This is a genomic window from Pseudomonas grimontii (assembly GCF_007858185.1).
In the GTDB taxonomy this organism is placed as follows: domain Bacteria; phylum Pseudomonadota; class Gammaproteobacteria; order Pseudomonadales; family Pseudomonadaceae; genus Aquipseudomonas; species Aquipseudomonas grimontii.
The window spans coordinates 340,314-365,525 of sequence record NZ_VFES01000003.1; the positions used below are offsets into that span (position 1 = coordinate 340,314).

Annotated in this window: 23 protein-coding genes; 8 read left to right on the plus strand and 15 right to left on the minus strand. The window is 58.6% G+C overall.

All coding sequences use genetic code 11. The annotated features are described in order from the left end of the window. Nucleotides 1-39 precede the first annotated feature (39 nt). The 5 genes from mnmE to rpmH form a co-directional block, all read right to left on the minus strand. Nucleotides 40-1,410, minus strand: a complete 1,371-nt coding sequence (mnmE, locus tag FIV39_RS08150; RefSeq protein ID WP_090401323.1) for a tRNA uridine-5-carboxymethylaminomethyl(34) synthesis GTPase MnmE — start codon at nt 1,408-1,410, stop codon at nt 40-42. 79 nt (nt 1,411-1,489) lie between these two features. Further along, nucleotides 1,490-3,193: a membrane protein insertase YidC gene (gene yidC / locus FIV39_RS08155; RefSeq protein WP_090401322.1), complete on the minus strand. Its 1,704-nt coding sequence runs from the start codon at nt 3,191-3,193 to the stop codon at nt 1,490-1,492. A gap of 2 nt (nt 3,194-3,195) precedes the next feature. Continuing rightward, the gene (gene yidD, locus FIV39_RS08160; RefSeq protein ID WP_010207715.1) at nt 3,196-3,441 is read right to left on the minus strand and encodes a membrane protein insertion efficiency factor YidD; all 246 of its coding nucleotides are present in this window, start codon (nt 3,439-3,441) and stop codon (nt 3,196-3,198) included. After that, on the minus strand, nt 3,434-3,838 hold the full coding sequence (gene rnpA, locus FIV39_RS08165; protein ID WP_053128141.1) for a ribonuclease P protein component: 405 nt from the start codon (nt 3,836-3,838) through the stop codon (nt 3,434-3,436). Before rnpA ends, yidD begins: the two co-directional genes overlap by 8 nt. A gap of 16 nt (nt 3,839-3,854) precedes the next feature. Beyond that, nucleotides 3,855-3,989, minus strand: a complete 135-nt coding sequence (gene rpmH, locus FIV39_RS08170; RefSeq protein ID WP_003213577.1) for a 50S ribosomal protein L34 — start codon at nt 3,987-3,989, stop codon at nt 3,855-3,857. A 585-nt stretch (nt 3,990-4,574) separates the two neighbouring features. Here rpmH and dnaA point away from each other — a divergent pair. From dnaA to gyrB, 4 genes are read left to right on the plus strand one after another with little or no spacing between them, the layout of a single operon-like run. Then, nucleotides 4,575-6,095 carry a chromosomal replication initiator protein DnaA gene (gene dnaA / locus FIV39_RS08175; RefSeq protein WP_090401321.1) on the plus strand — a complete coding sequence of 507 codons (1,521 nt, stop codon included), beginning with the start codon at nt 4,575-4,577 and terminating at the stop codon, nt 6,093-6,095. A gap of 38 nt (nt 6,096-6,133) precedes the next feature. After that, complete coding sequence (gene dnaN, locus FIV39_RS08180; protein ID WP_065926810.1) at nt 6,134-7,237, plus strand: DNA polymerase III subunit beta; 1,104 nt, start codon at nt 6,134-6,136, stop codon at nt 7,235-7,237. Between the two features lie 20 nt (nt 7,238-7,257). Then, complete coding sequence (recF, locus tag FIV39_RS08185; RefSeq protein ID WP_010565854.1) at nt 7,258-8,361, plus strand: DNA replication/repair protein RecF; 1,104 nt, start codon at nt 7,258-7,260, stop codon at nt 8,359-8,361. 4 nt (nt 8,362-8,365) lie between these two features. Further along, entirely contained in the window at nt 8,366-10,783 is a 2,418-nt protein-coding gene (gene gyrB, locus FIV39_RS08190) for a DNA topoisomerase (ATP-hydrolyzing) subunit B (RefSeq protein ID WP_090401320.1), read from the plus strand. 108 nt (nt 10,784-10,891) lie between these two features. On the opposite strand, the gene FIV39_RS08195 is transcribed toward gyrB, so the two are convergent. Further along, on the minus strand, nt 10,892-11,614 hold the full coding sequence (locus FIV39_RS08195; protein WP_090401319.1) for a response regulator transcription factor: 723 nt from the start codon (nt 11,612-11,614) through the stop codon (nt 10,892-10,894). Between the two features lie 281 nt (nt 11,615-11,895). On the opposite strand from FIV39_RS08195, the gene FIV39_RS32955 reads away from it, so the two are divergent. After that, nucleotides 11,896-12,063: a hypothetical protein gene (locus tag FIV39_RS32955; RefSeq protein WP_159440116.1), complete on the plus strand. Its 168-nt coding sequence runs from the start codon at nt 11,896-11,898 to the stop codon at nt 12,061-12,063. Between the two features lie 3 nt (nt 12,064-12,066). Continuing rightward, nucleotides 12,067-14,349: a CHASE2 domain-containing protein gene (locus tag FIV39_RS08200; protein WP_090401318.1), complete on the plus strand. Its 2,283-nt coding sequence runs from the start codon at nt 12,067-12,069 to the stop codon at nt 14,347-14,349. Nucleotides 14,350-14,528: 179 nt separating this feature from the next. Here FIV39_RS08200 and FIV39_RS08205 read toward each other — a convergent pair whose 3' ends face one another. The 4 genes from FIV39_RS08205 to glyQ form a co-directional block, all read right to left on the minus strand. Further along, nucleotides 14,529-15,299, minus strand: a complete 771-nt coding sequence (locus FIV39_RS08205) for a lysophospholipid acyltransferase family protein (RefSeq protein ID WP_090401317.1) — start codon at nt 15,297-15,299, stop codon at nt 14,529-14,531. Nucleotides 15,300-15,381: 82 nt separating this feature from the next. Beyond that, nucleotides 15,382-15,918: a D-glycero-beta-D-manno-heptose 1,7-bisphosphate 7-phosphatase gene (gmhB, locus tag FIV39_RS08210; protein WP_167361095.1), complete on the minus strand. Its 537-nt coding sequence runs from the start codon at nt 15,916-15,918 to the stop codon at nt 15,382-15,384. Nucleotides 15,919-15,920: 2 nt separating this feature from the next. Beyond that, nucleotides 15,921-17,975 (minus strand): glycine--tRNA ligase subunit beta, encoded by a 2,055-nt coding sequence (glyS, locus tag FIV39_RS08215; RefSeq protein WP_090401316.1) that lies wholly within the window; start codon nt 17,973-17,975, stop codon nt 15,921-15,923. Beyond that, nucleotides 17,972-18,925 (minus strand): glycine--tRNA ligase subunit alpha, encoded by a 954-nt coding sequence (gene glyQ / locus FIV39_RS08220; RefSeq protein WP_003213601.1) that lies wholly within the window; start codon nt 18,923-18,925, stop codon nt 17,972-17,974. The genes glyS and glyQ overlap by 4 nt, the downstream gene beginning before the upstream one ends. An 81-nt stretch (nt 18,926-19,006) precedes the next feature. On the opposite strand from glyQ, the gene FIV39_RS08225 reads away from it, so the two are divergent. Together FIV39_RS08225 and FIV39_RS08230 are read left to right on the plus strand one after the other, a co-directional pair. After that, nucleotides 19,007-19,564 carry a DNA-3-methyladenine glycosylase I gene (locus FIV39_RS08225; RefSeq protein ID WP_090401315.1) on the plus strand — a complete coding sequence of 186 codons (558 nt, stop codon included), beginning with the start codon at nt 19,007-19,009 and terminating at the stop codon, nt 19,562-19,564. A gap of 40 nt (nt 19,565-19,604) precedes the next feature. Next, nucleotides 19,605-20,492, plus strand: coding sequence for a lysophospholipid acyltransferase (locus tag FIV39_RS08230; RefSeq protein WP_090401314.1), 888 nt, complete (start codon nt 19,605-19,607; stop codon nt 20,490-20,492). A gap of 135 nt (nt 20,493-20,627) precedes the next feature. Here FIV39_RS08230 and FIV39_RS08235 read toward each other — a convergent pair whose 3' ends face one another. The 5 genes from FIV39_RS08235 to def form a co-directional block, all read right to left on the minus strand. After that, the gene (locus tag FIV39_RS08235) at nt 20,628-20,939 is read right to left on the minus strand and encodes a tetratricopeptide repeat protein (protein WP_090401313.1); all 312 of its coding nucleotides are present in this window, start codon (nt 20,937-20,939) and stop codon (nt 20,628-20,630) included. Nucleotides 20,940-20,957: 18 nt separating this feature from the next. Next, nucleotides 20,958-22,331, minus strand: coding sequence for a Trk system potassium transporter TrkA (trkA, locus tag FIV39_RS08240; RefSeq protein WP_090401312.1), 1,374 nt, complete (start codon nt 22,329-22,331; stop codon nt 20,958-20,960). A gap of 22 nt (nt 22,332-22,353) precedes the next feature. After that, complete coding sequence (gene rsmB / locus FIV39_RS08245; RefSeq protein WP_090401311.1) at nt 22,354-23,664, minus strand: 16S rRNA (cytosine(967)-C(5))-methyltransferase RsmB; 1,311 nt, start codon at nt 23,662-23,664, stop codon at nt 22,354-22,356. Next, the gene (fmt, locus tag FIV39_RS08250; RefSeq protein ID WP_090401310.1) at nt 23,661-24,614 is read right to left on the minus strand and encodes a methionyl-tRNA formyltransferase; all 954 of its coding nucleotides are present in this window, start codon (nt 24,612-24,614) and stop codon (nt 23,661-23,663) included. The genes rsmB and fmt overlap by 4 nt, the downstream gene beginning before the upstream one ends. Before the next feature lie 69 nt (nt 24,615-24,683). Continuing rightward, nucleotides 24,684-25,190, minus strand: coding sequence for a peptide deformylase (gene def / locus FIV39_RS08255; protein WP_053127413.1), 507 nt, complete (start codon nt 25,188-25,190; stop codon nt 24,684-24,686). Between the last annotated feature and the right edge of the window lie 22 nt (nt 25,191-25,212).

The window sequence follows — 25,212 nt, forward strand, 5'->3', positions numbered from 1 at the left end:
CAGACAGGTACGAATGGCCTGTCTGTAAATATCAGAGGTCTATTTACCGATACAGAAGCTGGAGAATATCCGCCCCAGCAGATCATCCGAGCTGAATGCACCGGTGATTTCTCCCAACAGCTGCTGCGCCTGACGCAAGTCCTCAGCCAACAGCTCACCAGCCCCCGCCAAGGTCAATTGAGCCCGACCGTGCTCCAACGCCGCACTGGCGTGACGCAGCGCCTCCAGGTGCCTGCGACGTGCACTGAAGCTGCTTTCCGACGTCTGCTCGTAACCCATGCAGGCCTTGAGGTGGTCGCGCAGCAACTCCAGCCCATCACCAGCCGATTTCGCACTCAGGCTGATGGTGACATGGCCATCCTCGCTGGTTTCCATGGCAATGGGTTCACCGGTCAGGTCAGCCTTATTCCGGATCAAGGTGACTTTCGAGGGGTCTGGCCGCTGTTCAAGGAATTCCGGCCACAGTGCAAATGGATCTACGGCTTCCGGCGCCGTGGCATCTACCACCAGCAACACGCGGTCCGCCTCACTGATAGCCTTGAGCGCCCGCTCGACGCCGATCTTTTCCACCTGGTCGTCGGTGTTGCGTAAACCCGCGGTGTCGACCACGTGCAACGGCATGCCATCAATGTGGATATGTTCGCGCAAAATATCCCGGGTAGTACCGGCAATCTCGGTGACGATGGCCGCTTCTCGACCCGCCAGGGCGTTGAGCAGGCTGGATTTGCCGGCATTGGGCCGCCCAGCGATCACCACCGTCATGCCGTCGCGCAGCAACGCGCCCTGCCCCGCTTCACGCAGGACTGTGGATAATTCATCGCGGACTTTATCCAGCATCGCCAATACATGGCCATCGGCAAGGAAGTCGATTTCCTCTTCAGGAAAATCAATCGCTGCCTCGACATAGATGCGCAGGCTGATCAACTGTTCGGTCAAGTTATGCACACGCAGGGAAAAAGCGCCTTGCAAAGAGCGCAATGCATTACGCGCAGCTTGTGCCGAACTCGCCTCGATCAAGTCGGCAATCGCTTCAGCCTGTGCCAGGTCGAGCTTGTCGTTAAGGAATGCCCGCTCACTGAATTCTCCAGGACGGGCCAGGCGGCAACCCAGTTGCAGGCAGCGCTGCAGCAACATATCCAGAACGATTGGGCCACCATGACCCTGCAATTCCAGCACGTCTTCACCCGTGAAGGAGTTTGGTCCAGGGAAATACAGGGCGAGGCCTTCGTCCAATACTTCTTCATCAGAGCCCAGGAATGGGCCGTAGTGGGCATAGCGCGGCTTCAACTCCCGCCCGCTGATGGCCTTCGCGGCAATGCCGGCGAGCGGCCCGGAAATACGAACGATACCGACACCGCCGCGACCCTGAGCGGTGGCGACAGCAGCGATGGTTTCACGAGGAGCGCTCATCAGCAGGTTCCAGAATAAAAGTGACGGAAAGCAAAACGCCCCACTAGGGGGCGTCTTGAGTGGTTATCCACAGAGTAAATTACGCCTCGGCTTTTTTGGTAGCCGCTTCGATTTTACGTGTGATGTACCACTGTTGAGAGATCGACAACACGTTGTTGACCACCCAGTACAGAACCAGTCCAGCTGGGAACCACAGGAAGAAGAAGGTGAAGATGATTGGCATCATTTTCATCACTTTGGCCTGCATCGGATCCGGCGGTGTCGGGTTCAGGCGCTGCTGGATAAACATGGTCGCGCCCATGATGATCGGCAGGATAAAGAACGGGTCCTTGATCGACAGGTCAGTTATCCACAGCATGAACGGTGCCTGGCGCATTTCCACGCTTTCCAGGAGTACCCAGTAAAGCGACAGGAATACCGGCATCTGCACCAGAATCGGCAAGCATCCACCCAGCGGGTTGATCTTCTCTTTCTTGTACAGCTCCATCATGGCCTGCGACATTTTCTGCCGGTCATCGCCATGTTGTTCTTTCAGCGCGGCCAGTTTAGGGGCCACAGCCCGCATGCGCGCCATCGACTTGTAGCTGGCGGCCGACAGTGGGAAGAAGATCCCCTTGATCAGCATCGTCAGGAAGATGATCGAGAAGCCCCAGTTGCCGACGATGCTGTGGATATGTTGCAGCAGCCAGAAGATCGGCTGGGCAATGAACCACAGGATGCCGTAATCCACAGTCAGTTCCAGACCTGGGGATAACTCTTTCAGCACGGCTTGGCTTTTCGGGCCGGCGTACAGGGTAGCGCTGGTTTCAGCCTTGGCACCTGGAGCGACGGTCAATGCCGGGCCGGTGTAGCCAATGATGTAGTTGCCTTTGCTGTCCTTGCGCGCCAGGACTGCATTGTTCTGGCCAGGCTGAGGAATCCATGCGGTCACAAAGTAGTGTTGCAGCCAGGCTACCCAACCACCGTTCACGTTGTAGGTGATCGGTGCCTTGGTTTTGTCTTCGGCCACTTTATCCATGTCTTTCATGGATACTTTTTTATACGGTTCCGAACTTGTCCACAGGGCCGCGCCCAGGTAAGTCGCGGTACCGGTCGCAGTGCTGGACGATGGATCGGAGCTGGCGTCACGCTTGAGCTGTGCAAACATTGCACCGGTCCAAGGCTGAGCGCTCTGGTTGTCGATCAGATAGGTAACAACGATGTCGTACAGGCCGCGCTTGAGTGTGAAGCGCTTGATGTAGTTGACGCCGTCCTTGCTGAACTTCAAGTCCACGACCAGTTGGTCTTGGCCATCTGCCAGCTGATAGCTCTTCTTCTCCGCAGAGAAAATCGGACGACCGGTAGCGCTCGCATCAGGGCCGTTGGTGCCGATCAGGCCACTTTGTGCCTGGTAGACACGTTCACCACCGTTATCGAACAACTGGAATGGAATTTCCGGGTGATCCTGACGACGCGGATACAGCGGAAGTGTCAGTTTGGCAACATCGCCACCTTGCGGGTCGATAGCCAGGTCCAATACATCCGTCTTGATCTGGATGAGGTCGGTGCTTGCGGCAACTGCAACTTCGGCAGGTGCTTTTGTTTCGCCCGCTGCGCGTGGAATGTCATCACTGGCGGCAGTATTGGTGCCACTTACTGTATCGGGAAGTCCCGCTGGAACAGCATTGGCAGCAACATTCTGAGTCGGCAGGGCAGCTTGGCCATAGTCCTGGTTCCATTTAAGGACCATGACGTAGGACACGATTGCCAGGGCGACGATCAGGATCGTGCGTTTAATATCCATGATTACTCGGCCATCGAAGAAGAACGGGAGGTAGGGATAGGTGGAACCGGGTCATAACCACCGGGATTCCACGGATGACAGCGACCTAAACGACGAAAGGTCAGCCAGCCACCGCGCAGAAGACCATGATTTTCTATGGCCTCTAACGCGTAGCAGGAACAACTGGGGTAGAAACGACAGTGGCTGGCCATCAGAGGACTAATGGCATAGCGATAAAACTGGATCGGAACGAGTGCCAGTTTACGCATCGGTGCTGTCTACCCCTACAGTTTCGGTGCTGACTGCTGGTGCTGGTTTGTTGGTACGCGCCAGACGTTTCCAGAGCTTGCCGAAATGCTGAATCAATTCGGGGTTTTCTACATCCCCCAAGCCTTTGCGCGCGACGATAACAATATCCCAACCAACCAGAGTGTCCTGGTGGAGGCGAAACGATTCGCGCATCAGACGCTTGAGGCGATTGCGCTCAACGGAGAGCTTTACGCTCTTCTTGCCGATCACTAACCCGAGACGGGGGTGATCAAGATCGTTGTTACGCGCAAGGAGCAGGAGATTTTTCCCCGGAACCTTGCCGGTGGGGGAGTCAAAGACTGCCTTGAAGTGCCGGGGGGTTAGCAGACGCTTTTCCCGACTGAAGTCCTGACTCACCACCAGTACCGGATTATCAAACTGCCAGACGCGCACGACCTTTGGCGCGGCGACGCGACAGGACAGCACGGCCGTTCTTGGTAGCCATGCGAGCACGGAAGCCGTGGGTACGGGCGCGTTTGATGGTGCTTGGTTGGAAAGTACGTTTCATGGCGTTGTTACCTGGTTCGTCCACAACGGGCCGGAATGGCCCCCGTTTTAAGAGACCGGCGATTCTAGAGAAAGCAAGCCTCTAGGTCAATTTCCAACCAGCTTTTCCTTCAATTAGATCTTTACGGGCCTCCAGACCTTTGCTTTCCGTTCTGCTTCCATGAGCAATGCCATAAATATAAAAATAAAGAAGGAAGTTATTTAAAGCTTTTCTGTAAAGCTTATAAAAGCTAGGCAGGCCATCCTCTGTGGATAACTGCCTTAAGGCCATATTCCACGTGCTGTACAGAGGATGACAACACGGGGGAGAAACGGTGCTCTGCCTGTGCTGCGCTGTCGGATAAGCTGTGTGTGGAATGGCATGTTATCCACAGGCCAGTTACCCACAGACTTTCGACCCCACTTGTACAACGAGCTCAGGCCTGCTTATCCACAGACCTTATGCACAGACCATCTGTCGCATTTTTTGCAGTTAAGGCATTGATTTTGGCTGGCCTGTGAGCAACCTACATGTGGATAAGTGGGCTGCTGGCCGCTACAATGGCGGCTGTTTTTGCCTCACCGGCTTTCAACTTAGGGGATATCCGTGTCAGTGGAACTTTGGCAGCAGTGCGTGGAGCTTTTGCGCGATGAGCTGCCTGCCCAGCAATTCAACACCTGGATCCGCCCGCTACAGGTCGAAGCCGAAGGCGACGAGTTGCGTGTCTATGCACCCAATCGTTTTGTTCTCGACTGGGTCAACGAGAAGTACCTGAGCCGCGTTCTCGAATTGCTCGATGAACACGGTAATGGCCTCGCGCCCGTGCTTTCCTTATTAATAGGCAGTAAACGCAGCTCGGCACCTCGGGCTGCACCGAATGCTCCGCTCGCTGCAAGTGCCTCGCAGGCTCAGGCCGCTGCGGCACCTGTTAATAACTCGCCAGCGCCGGTTGCCCAGACGCCTTCGAAATCCTCGTCGCAGAAAAGCGCGCCTGTAAATGAAGAGCCGTCCCGCGACAGCTTCGACCCGATGGCGGGTGCCAGTTCCCAGCAGGCTCCAGTCCGCGCCGAGCAGCGCACGGTTCAGGTTGAAGGTGCGCTCAAGCACACCAGCTACCTGAATCGCACGTTCACCTTTGAGAACTTCGTCGAAGGTAAATCCAACCAGCTGGCCCGCGCTGCCGCCTGGCAGGTCGCCGATAACCCCAAGCACGGTTACAACCCGCTCTTCCTTTATGGCGGCGTTGGCTTGGGTAAGACCCACTTGATGCACGCTGTGGGTAACCACCTATTAAAGAAGAACCCGAATGCCAAGGTTGTGTACCTGCACTCGGAGCGCTTCGTGGCTGACATGGTCAAGGCCCTTCAGCTCAATGCGATCAACGAGTTCAAGCGGTTCTACCGCTCCGTTGATGCATTGCTGATCGATGACATTCAATTCTTCGCGCGCAAGGAGCGTTCCCAGGAAGAGTTTTTCCACACCTTCAACGCCCTGCTCGAAGGCGGCCAGCAGGTCATCCTGACCAGTGACCGTTACCCGAAGGAAATCGAAGGCCTGGAAGAACGCCTGAAGTCGCGCTTTGGTTGGGGCCTTACCGTTGCGGTAGAGCCGCCGGAGCTGGAAACCCGCGTTGCGATCCTGATGAAAAAGGCCGACCAGGCGAAAGTCGATCTGCCCCATGATGCTGCGTTTTTCATCGCTCAACGCATTCGCTCCAACGTGCGCGAGTTGGAAGGTGCGCTCAAGCGTGTCATCGCTCACTCTCACTTCATGGGCCGCGATATCACCATCGAGCTGATTCGTGAATCCCTGAAAGACTTGCTGGCATTGCAGGACAAACTGGTGAGTGTGGATAACATCCAGCGCACCGTGGCCGAGTACTACAAGATCAAGATTTCCGACTTGCTGTCCAAGCGTCGTTCGCGCTCGGTGGCTCGTCCTCGCCAGGTGGCCATGGCACTCTCCAAGGAGTTGACCAACCATAGCCTGCCGGAAATCGGTGATGTGTTTGGCGGTCGCGACCACACCACGGTCTTGCACGCGTGCCGTAAGATCAACGAACTTAAGGAATCCGACGCGGATATTCGCGAGGACTACAAGAACCTGCTGCGTACACTGACTACTTGATGACACCAGCGCAGCTTATTAAGGCAAGGGACTAGACCATGCATTTCACCATTCAACGCGAAGCCCTGTTGAAACCCCTGCAACTGGTCGCAGGCGTCGTCGAGCGCCGACAGACCTTGCCGGTGCTCTCCAACGTATTGCTGGTGGTCGAAGGCCAGCAATTGTCCTTGACCGGTACCGACCTGGAAGTCGAGCTGGTCGGTCGCGTGCAACTGGAAGAGCCGGCTGAACCTGGCGAGATCACAGTGCCTGCGCGCAAGCTTATGGACATCTGCAAAAGCCTGCCGAACGACGCGCTGATCGACATTAAGGTTGATGAGCAGAAGTTGGTGGTCAAGGCGGGTCGCAGTCGTTTCACGCTGTCTACTTTGCCGGCCAATGATTTCCCGACTGTGGAAGAAGGCCCAGGCTCACTGACTTGCAGCCTTGAGCAAAGCAAACTGCGCCGTCTTATCGAGCGCACCAGCTTCGCCATGGCCCAGCAGGACGTGCGTTACTATCTCAATGGCATGTTGCTGGAAGTGTCGGAGGGCATCATCCGCGCCGTGGCTACCGACGGTCACCGTCTGGCGATGTGCTCGATGCGCGCCGATATCGGTCAACCTGACCGTCATCAGGTCATCGTGCCGCGTAAAGGTATTCTGGAATTGGCGCGCCTGCTCACCGAGCCAGATGGCAATGTCAGCATCGTGCTGGGTCAGCACCATATCCGCGCGACCACCGGCGAATTCACCTTCACCTCCAAGCTGGTTGACGGCAAGTTCCCGGATTACGAGCGTGTCCTGCCTAAAGGCGGCGACAAGTTGGTGATCGGTGATCGTCAGGCCCTGCGTGAAGCGTTCAGCCGTACTGCGATTCTGTCCAACGAGAAGTACCGTGGTATTCGTCTGCAACTGGCCAATGGTCAGTTGAAAATCCAGGCTAATAACCCGGAGCAGGAAGAAGCGGAAGAGGAAGTGGGCGTCGACTACAACGGCGGCACTTTGGAAATCGGCTTCAACGTGAGCTACTTGCTGGACGTGCTGGGTGTGATGACCACCGAACAAGTTCGCCTGATCTTGTCGGACTCCAACAGCAGCGCCCTGGTGCAGGAATCCGATAATGACGACTCGGCTTACGTTGTTATGCCGATGCGCCTGTAATCATGCTCAGCAGAAGCTAGATGTCCCTTAGTCGTGTCTCGGTCACCGCGGTGCGCAATCTGCACCCGGTGACCTTCTCCCCCTCCCCCCGCATCAATATCCTCCACGGCGCCAACGGCAGTGGCAAAACCAGCGTGCTGGAAGCCATCCACCTGCTAGGGCTTGCCCGTTCCTTTCGCAGTGCCCGCTTGTTGCCGGTGATTCAGTACGAACAACTGGCCTGCACAGTATTTGGCCAGGTCGAACTGGCAGAAGGTGGGCACAGCAGCCTGGGGATTTCTCGTGATCGCGGCGGTGAGTTCCAGATTCGCATCGACGGGCAAAATGCTCGCAGTGCTGCGCAACTGGCAGAGATCCTGCCATTGCAACTGATCAACCCTGACAGCTTCCGCTTGCTGGAAGGCGCGCCAAAAATCCGTAGGCAGTTCCTCGACTGGGGAGTGTTCCACGTGGAACCGCGATTCATGGCCACTTGGCAGCGCCTGCAGAAGGCCCTGCGGCAGCGGAACTCATGGCTGCGGCATGGTACACTTGACGCCGCTTCGCAAGCGGCCTGGGACCGGGAATTGTGCCTGGCCAGCGATGAAATAGATGAATACCGCCGCGCCTATATCAAAGCCCTGAAACCAGTCTTTGAGCAGACCTTGAGTGAGTTGTTGGATCTCGAGGGGCTGACGCTGAGTTACTACCGTGGTTGGGATAAAGAACGTGAGCTGAGTGCAGTGCTCGCGACGTCCCTGCAACGGGATCAGCAAATTGGCCACACCCAGGCCGGACCCCAACGGGCTGATTTGCGTCTTAGATTAGGCGCACACAATGCTGCGGATATCTTGTCCCGCGGCCAGCAGAAGTTGGTGGTGTGTGCACTGCGTATCGCCCAGGGGCATCTGGTTAGCCAAGCCCGACGTGGTCAGTGTATTTATCTGGTGGATGACTTGCCGTCCGAACTCGACGAGCAACACCGCCGTGCGTTATGCCGCTTGTTGGAAGACTTACGCTGCCAGGTGTTTATCACCTGTGTAGACCACGAATTATTGAGGGAAGGCTGGCAGACGGAAACGCCAGTCGCTTTGTTCCACGTGGAACAAGGCCGTATCACCCAGACCCACGACCATCGGGAGTGAAGGCATGAGCGAAGAAAACACGTACGACTCGACCAGCATTAAAGTGCTGAAAGGTTTGGATGCCGTACGCAAACGTCCCGGTATGTACATTGGCGACACTGATGACGGTAGCGGTCTGCACCACATGGTGTTCGAGGTGGTCGATAACTCCATCGACGAAGCTCTGGCCGGTCACTGCGACGACATCAGCATCATCATCCATCCGGACGAATCCATTACTGTGCGCGACAACGGTCGTGGCATCCCGGTAGATGTGCACAAAGAAGAAGGCGTTTCGGCGGCAGAGGTCATCATGACCGTGCTCCACGCCGGCGGTAAGTTCGACGATAACTCCTATAAAGTCTCCGGTGGTTTGCACGGTGTGGGTGTGTCGGTGGTGAACGCTCTGTCCGAAGAGTTGATCCTGACCGTTCGCCGCAGTGGCAAGATCTGGGAGCAGACCTACGTCCACGGTGTGCCACAGGAGCCGATGAAAATCGTTGGCGACAGTGAAAGCACCGGTACCCAGATCCATTTCAAGCCATCGGCTGATACCTTCAAGAACATCCACTTCAGCTGGGACATCCTGGCCAAGCGGATCCGTGAACTGTCCTTCCTCAACTCCGGTGTTGGCATCGTCCTCAAGGATGAGCGCAGCGGCAAGGAAGAACTGTTCAAATACGAAGGCGGCTTGCGTGCATTCGTTGAATACCTGAACACCAACAAGACTGCGGTCAACCAGGTATTCCACTTCAACATCCAGCGTGAAGACGGCATTGGCGTGGAAATCGCCCTGCAATGGAACGACAGCTTCAACGAGAACCTGTTGTGCTTCACCAACAACATTCCACAGCGTGACGGTGGTACTCACTTGGTGGGTTTCCGTTCCGCGCTGACGCGTAACCTGAACACCTACATCGAAGCCGAAGGCCTGGCGAAGAAGCATAAAGTCGCCACCACCGGCGATGATGCGCGTGAAGGTCTGACCGCGATTATTTCGGTGAAAGTGCCGGACCCAAAATTCAGCTCCCAGACCAAAGATAAGCTGGTGTCTTCCGAAGTGAAAACTGCGGTTGAACAGGAAATGGGTAAGTACTTCTCCGACTTCCTGCTGGAAAACCCGAACGAAGCCAAGTTGGTTGTCGGCAAGATGATCGACGCCGCGCGTGCCCGTGAAGCGGCGCGTAAGGCTCGTGAGATGACTCGCCGGAAAGGCGCGCTGGATATCGCCGGCTTACCAGGCAAACTGGCTGACTGCCAGGAGAAGGACCCTGCCCTCTCCGAACTGTACCTGGTGGAAGGTGACTCTGCTGGCGGTTCCGCCAAGCAGGGTCGTAACCGTCGCACCCAGGCCATCCTGCCGTTGAAGGGTAAGATCCTCAACGTCGAGAAGGCTCGCTTCGACAAGATGATTTCCTCCCAGGAAGTCGGCACCTTGATCACGGCGCTGGGCTGCGGTATTGGCCGTGACGAGTACAACATCGACAAACTGCGCTATCACAACATCATCATCATGACCGATGCTGACGTCGACGGTTCGCACATCCGCACCCTGCTGCTGACCTTCTTCTTCCGTCAGTTGCCTGAGTTGATCGAGCGCGGCTACATCTACATCGCCCAGCCGCCGTTGTACAAAGTGAAGAAAGGCAAGCAAGAGCAATACATCAAAGACGACGACGCCATGGAAGAGTACATGACGCAGTCGGCCCTGGAAGATGCCAGCCTGCACTTGAATGATGAAGCACCGGGGATCTCCGGCGAGGCACTGGAGCGTCTGGTAAACGACTTCCGCATGGTGATGAAGACCCTCAAGCGCCTGTCGCGCCTGTACCCACAGGAGCTGACCGAGCACTTTATCTACCTGCCGTCCGTAAGCCTGGAGCAGTTGGGCGACCACGCACACATGCAGGAATGGCTGGCGCAGTACGAAGTACGCCTGCGTACTGTCGAAAAATCCGGCCTGGTGTACAAAGCCAGCCTGCGTGAAGACCGTGAGCGTAACGTCTGGCTGCCAGAGGTCGAACTGATCTCCCACGGCCTGTCGAACTACGTCACCTTCAACCGCGACTTCTTCGGCAGCAACGACTACAAGACCGTTGTGACCCTCGGCGCGCAACTGAGCACCCTTCTGGACGATGGTGCTTACATTCAACGTGGCGAGCGTAAGAAAGCGGTCAGGGAGTTCAAGGAAGCCCTGGACTGGTTGATGGCGGAAAGCACCAAGCGTCACACCATCCAGCGATACAAAGGTCTGGGCGAAATGAACCCGGATCAGCTGTGGGAAACCACCATGGACCCAGCGCAACGCCGTATGCTGCGCGTGACAATCGAAGACGCCATTGGCGCGGACCAGATCTTCAACACCCTGATGGGTGATGCGGTCGAACCTCGTCGTGACTTCATCGAGAGCAATGCCCTGGCTGTGTCGAACCTGGACTTCTGATCCAGACGCGACACCCCAAAAATAAAAAAGGCCAACGCTATGCGTTGGCCTTTTTTATTGCGCGGAAATCACCGTCTGCAAAATGCTCCACGTGGAACATCGTGGTTTTTATCCATGGGAAGCTGTAGCCACACTCTCCAACCGATACCCATACCCATAGATCGTCAACAACTGCCAACCCCTATCTGCGGTAAGCCCGAGCTTGTTGCGTAGCCGATAGATATGCGTATCCAGCGGCCGAGAGGACACCATTTCTTCATGGGTCCAGAATCGCTCATAAAGGTACTCGCGCGACAGCGGCCGAGCCAGGTTGGCGAACAAGCAGCTCGCCAGACGGTATTCGCGCTCGGTAAGGTTGATCGGTTTGCCTGCGCGTGTGACGGTCAACTCCGCGTCGTCGAAGGTCAGGTCATTGAAACTCTGCACTTCAGGGGTCGCCGATTTCTGCAGGCCATGCCGACGTAGAACGGCTGTCACTCTCGCCTTCAGTTCGTTAGGTCGAAAGGGTTTGCTGACGTAATCGTCGGCGCCACTGTTCAATGCGGTGACGATATCGCTTTCGGCGTCACGGCTGGTGAGCATGATGACAGCGGGTGGTGACTCCATGTGCTCACGGGTCCAGCGCAGCAAGGCAATACCGGTGATGTCGGGCAGTTGCCAGTCGAGTATCAGCAGGTCGAAGGTCTCCCGGCGCAATTGACGCAGCAGGTCTTCGCCGCGCTCGAAGCAATGCAGGGTCCAGGGTTGTTCGGCAGTGCTGGGGATTTGTCGCAGTGTCTGTTCTACCCGTCGCAATTCAGCGGGTTCGTCATCCAGTATTGCGACACGCATGGGTGGGTCCTTTCTTCTCGAAGAGTACGGCAGTCGTATTATTGAGGGCACGTACTGCACAGATGCCGGTCACTGAATCTGAATAATTGTGCTCAGGTTCGTTGACCCCTTGGATCTCTCGGTACGCTGGAATCAACAAGCGAATAGGCCATTGAACGTTCTCCATACCGATGTGGGAAAGATACCGGCTCCAGGCCTTAAGGAAAAGGATCAGCCGACGCGTGCGCTGTCGTAAACTTCTGTGTCCTGATAGTGGATAGCCTTTTGGACTCCCCGCCGTTATGAACATCAAGCAGGATTTTTTTTCCACCGCGTCAAAAATGAGCTTCACTGGGCTCAGCGCGTCGTTCTATCACGTACGTGTGTCGGCTTACGACGTGCAACGTCTTGAGGGGGAATCGGGGGGCTATGCCATCTTCTACCGCACGCCAACAACACAGGCGCGTTGACCCGTGATGCTCTGGGGAAAGGCCGAAAAGCGTCAACCCACCCATGCCCAGCGCCTATTCCACGGTCTGGTACGTGAGTGGTTGTGGATTGGTTTGCTGTTATTGCCGATCACTGCCTATCTCTCGATGAGTCCAGGCCTGGCCTTGAACAACCCGCTATACGACAGCCTTCGCCGTCTGGCGCCACTGCCGGTGGACCCGCGCATCCTGCTGGTGACCATCGATGACCCTAGCCTGAAGAAACTCGGCCAGTGGCCCTGGCCGCGCAGTTTGCATGCCGACCTGATCGATCGTCTTAGCGCGGCGCAGCCGGCCGGTATCCTGTTTGATGTGATCTTCAGCGAGCCCGGTAACCCCATTAATGACAAACGCCTGGCCGACGCAGTGTGCAACGCCGGCAACGTATTGTTGCCCTTGGCCCGTGACGATGCCGCCAGCTACAGTCAGCCCGGGGCACAAATGCTGTCACTGCTCAAATGTGCCAAGGGCGTCGGGCATATCAATGTGGAGGCGGATAGCGATGGCGTGGTCCGCAGGCTGTATATGCGCGAGGGGCCAGCCGACGCCACGGCGCTTCAGTTAGCGTGGCTGGCCTTCGCAATGAGCGGGCAATCGGCCGAGATGCCTGGGGAGCCCCTGACATCGATCACCCAGGATTGGCACCGGGAGTATGCCGTCCGTATCCCGTTTATTGCTGCCGACACCCATTTCCCGAGCGTGTCTTATGTCAGCGTATTGCGCGGTGAGGTCCCTCCCGAGCGGTTGCGGGGCCGTCTGATTCTGGTGGGGGCGACAGCGTCGGGCATGGGCGATCGCTTTGTCACACCGCTCTCTCCTATGGCCGGCACCACCGCGGGTGTGGAGATCCAGGCCAATGTGCTCAATGGCTTGCTGCAAGGTCGAAGTATTGTGGACTTGCCCGCATGGCTGGCCGCACTGATTGCAACGTCCCTGGTGGCGATGCTGCTGGGCCTGCTGCTCTACCGTCCACGCTATGCGCTGTGGATGACCCTGGGGTGCATGTTCACGGCCTTGCTCGGTTCAGCGGGCTTGTTGCGCTTGGGCTATTGGTGGTCGCCTGCGGCCTGCTTGATCGGTTTGCTGTTGAGCTATCTGATCTGGAACTGGCGCCGTCTAAGTGTGATCCTGGCCTACTTCGGCTGGGAATTGGCGCGCCTGGATAACGAACCCAAAGTATTGCCCGAACGCCGTCGCGCACCCGCCAACAAAGGTGACGTATTGCAGGGCCGCATCTTTGCCCTGGAGCAAGCCGTAAGTCGTACGCGGGACACCCGACGTTTTATGGCCGATGGGTTGGAATGCTTGCCGGTGGCGACACTGATCACAGACACCCAGGGCAATATCCTGTTGGCCAACCGGATTGCCCGGGAAGTGTTCGGCAATGACTTGATCAACCATAACCTTCTGGAGCAACTGGCTGACCTCGGTTATCCGCCGCTGCACAATGGCGTACGCCCCACCCTCTCAACGCTGGAACTCGTTGAGTTTCGTGATATTCACCAGCGTAGCTTACGCATGGAACTTGCCCCGTTGCTGCCGGCCGAAGGGGATGTCGCGCTTGGCTGGCTGCTGAGCCTCACCGACCTGAGCCAGGAACGCGAGGCCCAGCAGCATCGGGAAACCATGTTGCGCTTCCTCTCCCACGACTTGCGTGCACCCCACTCGGCGATCCTCGCACTGTTGGATGTGCACAACAGTGAGTCGCCGATATTTGCCCAGATCGAGCAGCAAGTACGCCGTGCCTTGAGCCTGACCGAATCGTTTGTGCAACTGGCGAAAGCCGAGGCCGATGGCTACCAGTTCGAGCCTACGCTGTTCGCCATGTTGGTAATGGATGCCTTTGATCAGGTGGCAGTGATCGCCCAGCTCAAAGGTATTCACTTGGTCCACGATCTGGACGAGGCCGACGAAGGGATGGTGTCAGCCGATCAATCGCTGCTCACCCGCGCATTGTTCAACGTGTTGGAGAACGCGATCAAATACTCCCCGTCCGGTACCACTGTCCGGCTGCGACACAGCAGCGCGCAAGGCTGGTTGGAATGCCGCATCAGCGACCAGGGGCCGGGGATAGCCGCCGAGGATTTGCCTGAGCTCTTCAGCCAGTACAAGCGCTTTGACTCGGCCCAAGGCAGCGAAGGGTTGGGCTTGGGACTGAGCATGGTCAAGGCGGTCGTGGAGCGTCATGGGGGCCGTATCGAGTGTGAAAGCACCGTGGGCAAAGGCACTACGTTCAGTCTGCAGCTGCCCTTGCTGGACGACGGCTAAAACGTACTTTTCTGCTGTGCATAAAAAACCGGTCTCAAGGACCGGTTTTTTAATGCGGAAAAAACTTATGCACGTTTTCCGCGATTTTATGATCTTTAGAAATATCTAAGTAAATCAACTTATTAGGATCAAAAAAAGCCAATTCGCCAACAAACCGTACACAGGTTATCCACAGATGCTCATACCACCGGCGTATCCACCACCACCGGCTCCGGCGGCAGGGAACCCATGGCCCGCTGCTGCGCTTCATTCCATGCCTGGGCACGGTCATTCAGCGCGGCAATGGCGCGTGGGCCTTCGCCTTCTGCGTACATTGGCTCGCCAATCACCACAGTGATGGTGCCCTCGCGTTTTGCCCAACCGGTCTTCGGCCAGAACTTGCCGGCGTTATGCGCAATCGGCAGCACCGGCAGGTTGGCATTGACCGCCAATGCCGTACCCCCTCGGGAGAACTTGCCCACGGTCCCAAAGGGGACCCGTGTGCCTTCCGGAAAGATCAGTACCCACACGCCATCCTTGAGCAGTTCATCGCCCTTCTTGGCGACATGCTTGAGCGCCGCCTTGGGGTTGTCACGGTCGATAGCGATCGGGCGCAACATGGCCATGGCCCAGCCGAAGAACGGCACGTACAGCAGTTCACGCTTGAGCACTTGGCTCAACGGCGAGAAGTAAGCCGAGAGGAAGAAGGTCTCCCAGGTGCTCTGGTGATTCGACAGAATCACGCAGGGCTGGTCCGGTACGTTTTCCGCGCCCTTGATCTCGAAACGAATGTTCAGGAACACCTTGGTCAGCCACAACGCGCAGCGGCACCAATAGACGTTGATAAAGCGATAGCGCGCCTTGAACGGGAGAAACGGCGCAATAAAAAAGCTCAGGGTGCACCAGAGAAACGAACTGGTGCCCAGCAGCAGGTAAAAGAAAAAGGTTCTGATGGCCTGCAAAATCGACATGGCGGCATTTACCGTTGCGGGACATGGCCCGCCTGTTAAAAGCGCACTCCCGAACAGTCCTTGGTCAGGAAGTCGAGGGCGGCTAGTTGTTGATAAGTTCTGCGGCAACCGCCGCCAGATCGTCAAAAATCAAGGTGCCTACCGGCAGGTTTTTCGCCTGGGTCTTTTCGCCTTTCCCGGTCTTTACCAAAACTGGCTGAGAGTCGACGGCTTTGGCCGCCTCCAGGTCACCGAGGCTGTCCCCGACGAACCATATCCCAGCCAAGGGCACCTTGTAATGTTCTGCAATGGTTTTCAACATGCCAGGCTTGGGTTTGCGGCAATTGCAGCCCTCATCCGGCCCGTGAGGGCAGTACACCACCAACCCCACCTCACCGCCCTGCTCCGCCACCAGCGTGCGCAAGCGCGCGTGCATGGCGTCCAGGGTAGCGATGTCGTAGTAGCCGCGGGCTATGCCGGACTGGTTGGTGGCGATGGCCACCGTCCAGCCGGCTTTGCTCAACTGCGTGATGGCCTCGATCGAACCGGGCAGTGGAATCCATTCCGCCACCGACTTGATGTAAGCGTCGGAGTCGTAGTTGATCACCCCGTCCCGATCGAGAATCAGCAGTTTCAACATGCTCAGCTCAGCGTCGAAATGTCAGCGATGTTGACGAACAAGCCACGCAGACGCGCCAGCATGGCGTAGCGGTTTTTCCGCACGCCGGCATCTTCGGCATTGATCATCACCGCTTCGAAGAACGCATCCACCGGCTCACGCAAGGTGGCCAGGCGTGCCAGGGCCTCGGCGTAATTGCGTTCGGCGATCAGCGGCTTCACCGCATTCTCTGCCTTGGCAATGGCCGAGTTCAGCGAGAACTCCTTGGCGTCGGCAAACAGGCCAGGGTCGACATCGGCGTTGCCCAGGCCTTCGGCCTTGCTCAGCAGGTTCGACACACGCTTGTTCACGGCGGCCAGGGCATCGGCTTCCGGCAGCTTGCGGAACGCCTGTACGGCTTGTACGCGTTGATCGAAGTCCAGCGCCGAACCCGGTTGCAGGGCACGTACCGACAGGTAGACGGAAACGTCCACGCCTTCATCTTCATAACGCGCACGTAGGCGGTCGAACACGAATTCCAGCACTTGCTCGGCCAGGCCGGCTTGCTTGACCTTGCCACCGAACTGGCCGACCGCGAACACCACGGCCTGGGTCAGGTCGAGGTCCAGCTTCTTGTCGATCAGGATACGCAGTACGCCCAGGGCCGCACGACGCAGGGCATACGGGTCTTTGCTACCGGTGGGCAGCATGCCGATACCGAAGATACCGACGAGGGTATCCAGCTTGTCGGCGATGGCCACGGCCGCACCGGTCAGGGTGGTCGGCAGCTCGGCACCGGCACCGCGCGGCATGTACTGCTCGTTCAGCGCCAGGGCGACATCGTTCGGCTCGCCATCGTTGAGGGCGTAGTAGTAACCGGCAACGCCTTGCATCTCCGGGAACTCGCCGACCATCTCGGTGGCCAGGTCGCACTTGGACAGCAAGCCTGCACGCGTAGCCCAGGCGGCATCACCGCCAATGCGTGGGGCAATGTAGGCCGCCAGCTTGGAAACGCGCACAGCCTTGTCGTAGACGCTGCCGAGTTTTTCCTGGAACACCACGTTTTGCAGGCGCAGGTTGAAGTCTTCGAGTTTCTGCTTCTTGTCTTGCTTGAAGAAGAACTCGGCGTCAGTCAGGCGCGGGCGAACGACTTTTTCGTTACCGGCGATGATCTGCTGGGGGTCCTTGCTTTCGATGTTGGCCACGGTGATAAAGCGCGGCAGCAACTTACCGTCCACGTCCAGCAGGCAGAAATACTTCTGGTTGTCCTGCATGGTGGTGATCAGCGCTTCCTGCGGCACCTCGAGGAAACGTTCTTCGAACGAGCACACCAGCGGAACTGGCCATTCAACCAGCGCGGTCACTTCGTCGAGCAGGCTTGGCGGCACGATGGCGGTGCCTTCCTGCAGGCGGGCCAGCTCTTCGGTGCGCTTGCTGATCAGCTCGCGACGCTCGTTGGCATCGGCCAGCACGTAAGCCGCGCGCAGATCGGCGGCATAGTTAGCCGGCGAAGTGATGCGCACCGCTTCTGGGTGGTGGAAGCGGTGACCACGGGAATCACGGCCAGCCTTCTGGGCGAGGATGGTGCAGTCGATGACCTGGTCACCGAGCAGCATCACCAGCCACTGGGTTGGGCGCACAAACTCTTCCTTGCGCGCGCCCCAGCGCATGCGCTTAGGGATCGGCAGGTCGTTCAGGGAGTCTTCGACGATGGTCGGCAACAGGCTGGCGGTCGGCTTGCCTTTGATGACCTGGCTGAACCGCAGTTTCGGGCCGCTCTGGTCGATCTCGCTCAGCTCCACGCCACATTTCTTGGCGAAGCCCAGCGCGGCTTGAGTCGGGTTGCCTTCGGCGTCGAAAGCCGCCTGGCGTGGCGGGCCGTCGAGGTTGATGCTGCGGTCCGGCTGCTGGGTTTCCAGCGCGGTCAGCAACACGGCCAGGCGGCGCGGCGCGGCGTAGACTTTTTTCGCTTCAAACTTCAGGCCGGCGCTCTGCAGGCCTTTTTCGATACCGGCCAGGAACGCATCGGCCAGGGTATTGAGTGCCTTGGGTGGCAGCTCTTCGGTGCCCAGTTCAACCAGGAAATCTTGAGCACTCATTGTGCAGCCTCCAGCTTAGCCAACACTTCATCACGCAGGTCCGGGGTGGCCATCGGGAAGCCCAGCTTGGCGCGAGCCAGCAGGTAGGCTTGGGCGACGGAACGTGCCAGGGTGCGTACACGCAGGATGTATTGCTGACGCGCGGTTACCGAGATGGCACGGCGGGCGTCCAGCAGGTTGAAGGTATGGGACGCCTTCAACACCATTTCATAGCTTGGCAACGGCAGCGGCTGGTCGAGTTCGATCAGGCGCTTGGCTTCGCTTTCATAGAAGTCGAACAGTTCGAACAGCTTCTCGACGTTGGCGTGTTCGAAGTTGTAGGTCGATTGCTCCACTTCGTTCTGGTGGAACACATCGCCATAGGTCACTTTGCCGAACGGGCCGTCAGCCCACACCAGGTCGTAGACCGAATCCACGCCCTGCAGGTACATGGCCAGGCGCTCAAGACCGTAGGTGATCTCGCCGGTCACTGGGTAGCATTCGATGCCACCGGCCTGCTGGAAGTAGGTGAACTGCGTGACTTCCATGCCATTGAGCCAGACTTCCCAGCCCAAGCCCCAGGCGCCGAGAGTTGGCGATTCCCAGTTGTCTTCGACGAAACGGATGTCGTGTACCAGAGGGTCCAGGCCCACGTGCTTGAGCGAGCCCAGGTACAGTTCCTGGAAGTTGTCCGGGTTCGGCTTCAGGACTACCTGGAACTGATAGTAGTGCTGCAGACGGTTCGGGTTTTCGCCGTAGCGGCCGTCAGTCGGTCGACGACTGGGCTGCACGTAAGCGGCGTTCCAGGTTTCCGGGCCGATGGCCCGCAGGAATGTAGCGGTGTGGAAAGTGCCGGCGCCTACTTCCATATCGTAGGGCTGAAGTACCACACAACCTTGCTCGGCCCAGTATTGCTGGAGGGCGAGGATCAAGTCTTGGAAGGTACGCACGGCTGGCGTAGGCTGGCTCACGAAATTCACCTGTTACTTGGGCTGCGATTTAAAGAGCGGGAGTATACCCGATTCGGCCGCGCCACCATCCCCTGGAGCCTTATGCCACGCTGCTTTTGGTGTTCTGAAGATCCGCTGTACATGGCTTATCACGATCAGGAGTGGGGAACGCCGCTGCGCGATGCGCAGGGTTTGTTCGAGTTGCTTTTACTGGAAGGGTTCCAGGCGGGCCTGTCCTGGATCACCGTTTTACGCAAACGCGAGCATTATCGAAAGGTCTTGTTTGGTTTTGATGCCCGGCGTCTGGCACAGCTGACCGACGCTGAGATCGAAGCACTGATGCTCGATCCAGGCATTGTGCGTAACCGCATCAAGCTCAACGCGACCCGGCGCAACGCCGCGGCCTGGCTGGCGCTGGAGGACCCGGTGGGGTTGCTCTGGTCGTTTGTCGGCGGAGTGCCCAAGGTCAACCATTTCAAGGATCGCAGCGAAGTGCCGGCGATTACGCCGGAGGCTGAAGCCATGAGCAAAGCACTCAAGAAAGCCGGCTTCACCTTTGTCGGCCCGACCATTTGTTACGCGTTCATGCAGGCCTCGGGCATGGTCATGGACCACACTCAGGACTGCGACCGTTACGCGGACTTGGCCAACGCCGGTTAGAATGGCGGCTTTGCGCACCACACACGATCAGGAGTGACCTGTGGAAAAGTTTAAAGGCGCCTTGCTGGTAGGCGCTCTTCGGTTGTTTGCCCTGCTGCCATGGCGCGCGGTGCAAGCCGTGGGTTCGGCCATCGGCTGGATCATGTGGAAAACCCCCAACCGCTCCCGTGACACGGTGCGGATCAACCTCTCAAAATGCTTCCCCGACATGGACCCCGCCGCGCGCGAGCGCCTGGTCGGCCAGAGCCTGAAGGACATCGGCAAGTCCCTGACCGAAAGCGCCTGCGCCTGGATCTGGCCGGCCCAGCGCTCCATCGACCTGGTGCGCGAAGTCGAAGGCCTTGAGGTGCTGCACGAAGCCCTGGCCTCGGGCAAAGGTGTGGTCGGCATCACCAGCCATCTGGGTAATTGGGAGGTGTTGAACCACTTCTATTGCAGCCAGTGCAAGCCGATCATTTTTTACCGCCCGCCCAAGCTCAAGGCAGTGGATGAATTGCTGCGCAAGCAGCGTGTGCAACTGGGCAACCGCGTGGCGGCGTCCACCAAGGAAGGCATCCTCAGTGTGATCAAGGAAGTACGCAAAGGCGGCCAGGTGGGCATTCCGGCGGACCCGGAGCCGGCCGAATCCGCCGGGATCTTCGTGCCGTTCTTCGCCACCCAGGCACTCACCAGCAAGTTCGTGCCAAACATGCTCGCCGGCCACAAGGCCGTGGGGGTGTTCCTGCACGCACTGCGGCTGCCGGACGGTTCGGGCTACAAAGTGATCCTGGAGGCGGCACCGGAAGACATGTACAGCACCGACACCGCCACCTCCTGCGCGGCAATGAGCAAGGTAGTGGAGCGCTATGTCGGCGCTTACCCGAGCCAGTACATGTGGAGCATGAAGCGCTTCAAGAAACGCCCGCCGGGTGAGGAGCGGTGGTATTGACCCACTGCTGACCCAAAAACAACGCAAAACCAAATGTGGGAGGGGGCTTGCTCCCGATAGCAGTGTGTCAGCCAATGCATATTTGACTGATCCACCGCTATCGGGAGCAAGCCCCCTCCCACATTTTCGATCTGCTTAGACCTGGCGGTCGAGTTTCTTCAGGAACACCGTCATCTCTTTCTCGGCCTGCTTGTCACCATGGGCCAAGGCCGCTTCGATGCCCTTCTCCCACGCCTGTCGCGCTGCGGCGTTATCACCCTGCCCCAATTGCGCCTTGCCCAACAACTTCCATGCCGCCGAATACTTCGGATCGAACTCGACGCATTTCTGCAAATGCTCCGCCGCCTTGGCGTTGTCCTTCAGGTCCAGGTAACCCTTGCCCAGCCCAAAGCGCAGCAGCGAGTTATCCACACCCTTGGCGAGCATTTTTTCCAGGGATTCGAGCATGTCGGTCACTCCGTTTGATCAGAAAAAGCTCAATCCCACGTGGAACAACTTCTCCACATCGCGGATATGTTTTTTATCCACCAGGAACAGGATCACGTGGTCACCCGTGGCGATCACCGTGTCGTCGTGGGCGATGATCACTTCCTCATCACGAATGATTGCGCCAATGGTGGTGCCCGGCGGCAGGCCTATATCGCGGATGGCCTTGCCGATCACTTTGCTCGACTTCGAATCACCGTGGGCAATTGCCTCGATGGCCTCCGCCGCACCCCGGCGCAGGGAGTGCACGCTGACTATGTCGCCACGGCGTACGTGGGCGAGCAAGGTACCGATGGTGGCCAGTTGCGGGCTGATAGCGATGTCGATATCGCCGCCCTGGATCAGGTCGACATAGGCCGGGTTGTTGATGATGGTCATCACCTTCTTCGCCCCCAGCCGCTTGGCCAGCAGCGACGACATGATGTTGGCCTCGTCATCGTTGGTCAGGGCCAGGAAGATGTCGGCGTCGGCGATGTTTTCTTCCATCAGCAGGTCGCGGTCCGAGGCACTGCCTTGCAGTACGACGGTGCTGTCCAGGGTGTCGGACAAATGCCGGCAGCGTGCCGGGCTCATCTCGATGATTTTCACCTGGTAGCGACTCTCGATCGCTTCGGCCAGGCGTTCGCCAATCTGCCCGCCGCCGGCGATGACGATGCGTTTGTAGTTCTCATCGAGCCGACGCATTTCACTCATGACTGCACGAATATTCGCTTTGGCAGCGATGAAGAATACTTCGTCGTCTGCCTCGATCACCGTATCACCCTGGGGCAGGATCGGTCGGTCACGTCGGAAAATGGCGGCTACGCGGGTTTCCACATTCGGCATGTGTTCACGCAGTTGACGCAATTGCTGACCCACCAGCGGCCCACCGTAGTAGGCCTTCACGGCGACCAATTGCGCCTTGCCGCCAGCGAAGTCGATCACTTGCAAGGCGCCCGGAATTTCAATCAGGCGCTTGATGTAGTGGGTCACCACTTGTTCCGGGCTGATCAGCACGTCAACCGGAATAGCGTCGTTATCGAACAGGCCGGCGCGTGTCAGGTAGGCCGCTTCACGCACCCGGGCGATCTTGGTCGGGGTGTGGAACAGGGTGTGGGCGACCTGGCAGGCGACCATATTGGTCTCGTCACTGTTGGTGACCGCGACCAGCATGTCGGCATCGTCGGCACCCGCCTGACGCAGCACGGTAGGAAACGACGCACGACCTTGTACGGTGCGGATGTCCAGGCGGTCACCCAAGTTGCGCAGGCGCTCGGCATCGGTGTCGACCACGGTGATGTCATTGGCTTCACTGGCCAAATGTTCGGCCAGTGTGCCGCCAACCTGCCCTGCTCCAAGGATGATGATTTTCATCCGGTCACTCCCTTAAACCCGTTCAGCCGCGCGCGGCGGCGATCTTGATCAGTTTGGCGTAGTAGAAACCATCATGCCCGCCTTCCTGCGCAAGTAACTGGCGGCCATGGGGCTGCTTGATACCGGCTGCCGTGGCGAGGTCCAGTTCCCGGGCGCCGCTGGTGCGGGCAAGAAAGGCTTCGATCACCTCGGTGTTTTCGGTGGGCAAGGTGGAGCAGGTGGCGTAGAGCAGGATGCCGCCGACTTCCAGGGTCGGCCACATTGCATCGAGCAGTTCACCTTGCAGCACCGCCAGGGCCGCGATGTCGTCGGGTTGGCGAGTGAGCTTGATGTCCGGGTGGCGGCGGATCACACCGGTGGCCGAACACGGCGCGTCGAGCAGGATGCGTTGGAACGGTTTGCCGTCCCACCAAGTGGCGGTGTCGCGGCCGTCGGCGGCGATCAGTTCGGCGCTGAGGCCCAGGCGTGCGAGGTTTTCCCGTACACGCACCAAGCGCTTGGCTTCCAGATCGACAGCCACTACACCGGCGAGGTCCTTTTCGACTTCGAGGATGTGACATGTCTTACCGCCCGGAGCACAGCAGGCGTCCAGCACACGCTGGCCGGGAGCCAGGTCGAGCAGGTCGGCGGCCAGTTGCGCGGCTTCATCCTGCACACTGATCCAACCTTCGGCGAAGCCCGGCAGGCTGCGTACGTCGGCGGCCGCTTCCAGCACGATGCCGTCGGTGCTGTACACGCATGGCGTGGCGTCGATGCCTGCGTTCATCAGCAATTGCAGGTACGCATCACGGCTGTGATGTCGACGGTTGACCCGCAGGATCATCGGCGGGTGCGCATTGTTGGCTGCGCAAATGGCTTCCCATTGCTCGGGCCAGAAGGCCTTCAGGGATTTTTGCAGCCAGCGCGGATGAGCGGTGCGCACCACCGGGTCATGTTCCAACTCGGCCAGCAGCGCTTCGCCTTCGCGCTGGGCGCGGCGTAGTACCGCGTTGAGCAGGGCCTTGGCCCAGGGCTTTTTCAGCTTGTCGGCGCAACCGACGGTCTCACCAATGGCGGCGTGGGCCGGTACGCGGGTGTAGAGCAACTGATAGAGCCCGACCAGCAGCAGCGCCTCGACATCCGCATCGGCCGCCTTGAACGGCTTTTGCAGCAGCTTGGCTGCCAGCGCCGACAACCTTGGTTGCCAGCGGGCGGTGCCGAAGGCCAGGTCCTGGGTGAAACCGCGATCGCGGTCTTCGACCTTGTCCAACTGCGTGGGCAGCGAACTGTTCAGCGAAGCCTTGCCGTTGAGTACGGCGGCGAGAGCCTTGGCGGCGGCCAGACGTGGGTTCATTGAGTTGCCACCCCGAGGATCGTGCCCTGGGAAAATTTCTCACGGCGACTGTTATACAAATCGCTGAAATTAAGCGCCTTGCCACCGGGCAATTGCAGACGGGTCAGGCACAGAGCCTGTTCGCCGCAAGCGACCAGCAGGCCGTCCTTGCTGGCGCCGATGATTTCACCGGGTGCGCCTTTGCCGTCGGCCAGGGTCGCGGCCAATACCTTCAAGGCTTCGCCATTGAGGGTGCTGTGGCAGATCGGCCATGGGTTGAACGCACGTACCAGACGTTCCAGCTCCACCGCCGGGCGGCTCCAGTCAATGCGGGCTTCATCCTTGTTCAGTTTGTGGGCGTAGGTGGCCAGGCTGTCGTCCTGCACCTCGCCTTCCAGGGTTCCGGCAGCGAGGCCGGCGATTGCCTGGATCACGGCGGGCGGGCCCATCTCGGCGAGACGGTCGTGCAGGCTGCCACCCGTGTCTGCGGTCGTGATCGGGGTGGTGACTTTGAGCAGCATCGGGCCGGTGTCCAAACCCGCCTCCATGCGCATTACGGTCACGCCGCTTTCGCTGTCGCCTGCCTCCACGGCACGCTGGATCGGCGCCGCACCGCGCCAGCGTGGCAGCAGTGAGGCGTGGCTGTTGATACACCCCAGGCGTGGAATATCCAGCACGACCTGGGGCAGGATCAAACCGTAGGCCACCACCACCAGCAAGTCCGGTTGCAGCGCCGCCAGTTCAGCCTGGGCCTCGGCGTTGCGCAGGCTCGGCGGTTGCAGCACGGGGATGTTGTGCTCAACCGCCAACTGCTTGACCGGGCTCGGCATCAGTTTTTGCCCGCGACCGGCCGGGCGATCCGGCTGGGTGTACACCGCGACGATGTCATAAGGGCTGGCAAGCAGGGCCTTGAGGTGTTCGGCGGCAAATTCAGGAGTGCCGGCAAAAACAATGCGCAGTGGCTCGGTCATGGGAGTTCTCGGTTAAAAACAGTCACAAAAGAAAAAGGCTTGCCGCAGCAAGCCTTTGGAAGGAGGGCATCAAGCTTGCTGGCGATGCTTTTTTTCCAGCTTCTTCTTGATCCGGTCACGCTTGAGCGTGGACAGGTAATCGACAAACAGCTTGCCGTTGAGGTGGTCGCATTCGTGCTGGATGCACACCGCCAACAGGCCTTCGGCGATCAGTTCGAACGGCTTGCCGTCGCGGTCCAGCGCCTTGATCTTCACACGTAGTGGGCGTTCGACGTTTTCGTAGAACTCCGGCACCGACAGGCAACCTTCCTGGTATTCGCCCATCTCGTCGGTCAGCGGTTCGAACTCGGGGTTGATGTACACCCGTGGTTCGCTGCGGTCTTCCGACAGGTCCATGACCACGACGCGCTGATGCACGTTGACCTGGGTGGCGGCGAGGCCAATACCCGGGGCTTCATACATTGTTTCAAACATGTCATCGACCAACTGACGAACCTTGTCGTCCACTACGGCCACCGGTTTGGCGATCGTGCGCAGGCGCGAGTCGGGGAATTCGAGGATGTTCAAAATAGCCATAAGCGTAATTGCTGCACATGTG

Bases quoted from the DNA above. Each gene is read 5' to 3' on its own strand.
- mnmE (WP_090401323.1), bottom strand. From the start codon at position 1,410: ATGAGCGCTCCTCGTGAAACCATCGCTGCTGTCGCCACCGCTCAGGGT.
- yidC (WP_090401322.1), bottom strand. From the start codon at position 3,193: ATGGATATTAAACGCACGATCCTGATCGTCGCCCTGGCAATCGTGTCC.
- yidD (WP_010207715.1), bottom strand. From the start codon at position 3,441: ATGCGTAAACTGGCACTCGTTCCGATCCAGTTTTATCGCTATGCCATT.
- rpmH (WP_003213577.1), bottom strand. From the start codon at position 3,989: ATGAAACGTACTTTCCAACCAAGCACCATCAAACGCGCCCGTACCCAC.
- dnaN (WP_065926810.1), top strand. From the start codon at position 6,134: ATGCATTTCACCATTCAACGCGAAGCCCTGTTGAAACCCCTGCAACTG.
- recF (WP_010565854.1), top strand. From the start codon at position 7,258: ATGTCCCTTAGTCGTGTCTCGGTCACCGCGGTGCGCAATCTGCACCCG.
- gyrB (WP_090401320.1), top strand. From the start codon at position 8,366: ATGAGCGAAGAAAACACGTACGACTCGACCAGCATTAAAGTGCTGAAA.
- FIV39_RS08195 (WP_090401319.1), bottom strand. From the start codon at position 11,614: ATGCGTGTCGCAATACTGGATGACGAACCCGCTGAATTGCGACGGGTA.
- FIV39_RS32955 (WP_159440116.1), top strand. From the start codon at position 11,896: ATGAACATCAAGCAGGATTTTTTTTCCACCGCGTCAAAAATGAGCTTC.
- FIV39_RS08205 (WP_090401317.1), bottom strand. From the start codon at position 15,299: ATGTCGATTTTGCAGGCCATCAGAACCTTTTTCTTTTACCTGCTGCTG.
- gmhB (WP_167361095.1), bottom strand. From the start codon at position 15,918: ATGTTGAAACTGCTGATTCTCGATCGGGACGGGGTGATCAACTACGAC.
- glyS (WP_090401316.1), bottom strand. From the start codon at position 17,975: ATGAGTGCTCAAGATTTCCTGGTTGAACTGGGCACCGAAGAGCTGCCA.
- FIV39_RS08225 (WP_090401315.1), top strand. From the start codon at position 19,007: ATGCCACGCTGCTTTTGGTGTTCTGAAGATCCGCTGTACATGGCTTAT.
- FIV39_RS08235 (WP_090401313.1), bottom strand. From the start codon at position 20,939: ATGCTCGAATCCCTGGAAAAAATGCTCGCCAAGGGTGTGGATAACTCG.
- trkA (WP_090401312.1), bottom strand. From the start codon at position 22,331: ATGAAAATCATCATCCTTGGAGCAGGGCAGGTTGGCGGCACACTGGCC.
- rsmB (WP_090401311.1), bottom strand. From the start codon at position 23,664: ATGAACCCACGTCTGGCCGCCGCCAAGGCTCTCGCCGCCGTACTCAAC.
- fmt (WP_090401310.1), bottom strand. From the start codon at position 24,614: ATGACCGAGCCACTGCGCATTGTTTTTGCCGGCACTCCTGAATTTGCC.
- def (WP_053127413.1), bottom strand. From the start codon at position 25,190: ATGGCTATTTTGAACATCCTCGAATTCCCCGACTCGCGCCTGCGCACG.